The sequence below is a fragment of the Roseomonas sp. KE2513 genome (genome assembly GCF_016107305.1).
GTDB lineage: Bacteria > Pseudomonadota > Alphaproteobacteria > Acetobacterales > Acetobacteraceae > Roseomonas.
In genome coordinates this window covers 1-2209 of record NZ_RCVR01000120.1, presented here as the reverse complement: position 1 = coordinate 2209, position 2209 = coordinate 1, and the positions used below count along the sequence as shown (strand labels likewise).

The window sequence follows — 2209 nt, the reverse complement described above, 5'->3', positions numbered from 1 at the left end:
GCTGACAGGGTGGCAGCGCGCCGGAGCAGGGTCCGACGCGATCCGTTGACGATGACCGCTTTCTCCAGCCCCTTTGTCGTCGAGAAATCTTAGCACCGCCTTGTGCCGAGCGGGCCAGCCTCCATCCACTCTCGGAGCTTCGACCACCGCCTTCGCGTGTTCCTGTTCTTCACGGCGATGGCGAGGGCGCGCCTTTGTCCGACCAGCACCACAAGGCGCTTGCCACGGGTGACGCCGGTGTAGAGGAGGTTCCGGGCCAGCATGGCGTAGTGCTGGGTGGTGAGCGGGATGACCACGGCCGGGTACTCCGAGCCCTGGGTCTTGTGGATGGTGGTGGCGTAGGCGAGCACCAGCTCGTCGAGCTCGCCGAAGCCGTAGGTGACCTCGCGCCCCTCGAAGCGCACGGTGAGCTCGCCCTCCTCGGGGTCGATGGTGGAGATCACGCCGAGGTCGCCGTTGTAGACCTCGCGGTCGTAGTCGTTGGCCACCTGCATGACCTTGTCACCCGGGCAGAAGGTCCAGCCGAAGCGCTCCACCCGGAGCTCGCCCGGCGGGTTCAGCGCCTTCTGCAGCTCGATGTTGAGCGATCGTGCGCCAAGGCCGCCGCGGTTCATCGGGCAGAGCACCTGCACATCGCGCACGGGGTCGAGCCCGAAGCGGGCAGGGATCCTCTCCCGCACCACCGTCAACAGCTTGCGGACACCCTCCTCGGGATCGGCCGCATCCACGAAGAAGAAGTCCGACCCCTCGCCCGGGCGGAGTTCGGGCATCTGGCCGCTGTTGATGCGGTGCGCGTTGACGATGACCTGGCTCTCGGCGGCCTGGCGGAATACCTCGGTGAGCCGCACCACCGGCAGGGCACCCGAGCCGATGATGTCGGCCAGCACCTGCCCAGGGCCAACGGAGGGCAGCTGGTCCACGTCCCCCACCAGCAGCAGGGCCGCCTCGTCCGGCAGAGCGCGGAGCAGGGCGCGCATGAGCGGCACGTCCACCATCGAGGTCTCGTCCACCACCAGGAGCCCGCACTCCAGCGGCCGCTCCTCCGTGCGCTTGAACCCGCCCGTCTTAGGGTCGGTCTCCAGCAGGCGGTGGATGGTCCGGGCCTCCAGCCCCGTGCTGTCGGAGAGGCGCTTGGCGGCCCTGCCCGTGGGGGCGCAGAGCGCCACCTCCACCCCCTTGGCGCGCAGCACCCGCAGGACGGAGTTTACGAGCGTGGTCTTGCCCACGCCCGGGCCGCCGGTGATCACGAGTACCTTGGAGCGGGTGGCGAGCGCGAGGGCCTCCCGCTGACTGGGGGCAAGCGACAGGCCGGTCTTGCCCTCCACCCAGGGGATCGCCCGCTCGGCGTCTATGGCGGGCCAGGGTGGCTGCCCCCGGGCGAGCGCCCGCAGCCGCTCGGCGATGGCCTGCTCGGCGCGGTAGAGGCCGGCCAGGAAGACGCAGCGCTCCCCCTCCAGCGTGTCGGCCACGACGTCGCCCTCGGCCAGCTCCAGCTCGAGCGCAGTCTCGATGAGGGGAGGGGGCACCTCGATCAGGGCGGCGGTCTGGGTGGTCAGCTCGGCCAAGGGCAGGCCACAGTGCCCCTCGCCGGTGGCCTCGGCGAGCGCGAAGGAGATGCCGGCGCGGACCCGGATCATGGCCGTGGGCTCGATGCCAAGCTTCTGGGCCACGAGGTCGGCGGTGCGGAAGCCGATGCCGCGGATGTCGCGGGCGAGCCGGTAGGGGTTCTCGGAGATGACCTGCACGGCATCGGCGCCATAGGTCTTGTAGATCCGCACCGCTCTCGATGTGCCGACCCCGTGGGCGTGGAGGAAGAGCATGATCTCGCGGATCACCTTCTGCTCGGCCCAGCCGGCGACGATGCGCGACGCCCGCTTGGGGCCGATGCCCGTGACCTCGCGCAGGCGCGTGGGCTCGGCCTCGATGAGGTCGAAGACCCTCTCCCCGAAGGCGCGCACCAGCTTTTTGGCGTAGACCGGACCGATGCCGCGGATCATGCCGGAGCCGAGATAGCGCTCGATGCCCTCGAGCGTCGTGGGCGGGCTTGCCTTGAGGAACCCCGCCCGGAACTGCAGGCCGTGGGTGCGGTCGTTGAACCAGGTGCCCGAGAGCTGCACCCACTCACCGGCGGCGATGGTGGCGGCATGGCCCACCACCGTGACCAGGTCCTTGTGCCCGCGCGCCTTCACCCGCAGCACGCAGAAGCCGT

General features: G+C 70.2%; 1 protein-coding gene. It reads right to left on the bottom strand.

All coding sequences use genetic code 11. The features are described 5' to 3' along the window. Positions 1-89 precede the first annotated feature (89 nt). Positions 90-2209: ATP-dependent RecD-like DNA helicase (locus D9599_RS30475; protein WP_232481142.1), on the bottom strand; the 2120-nt coding region annotated here is incomplete at its 5' end.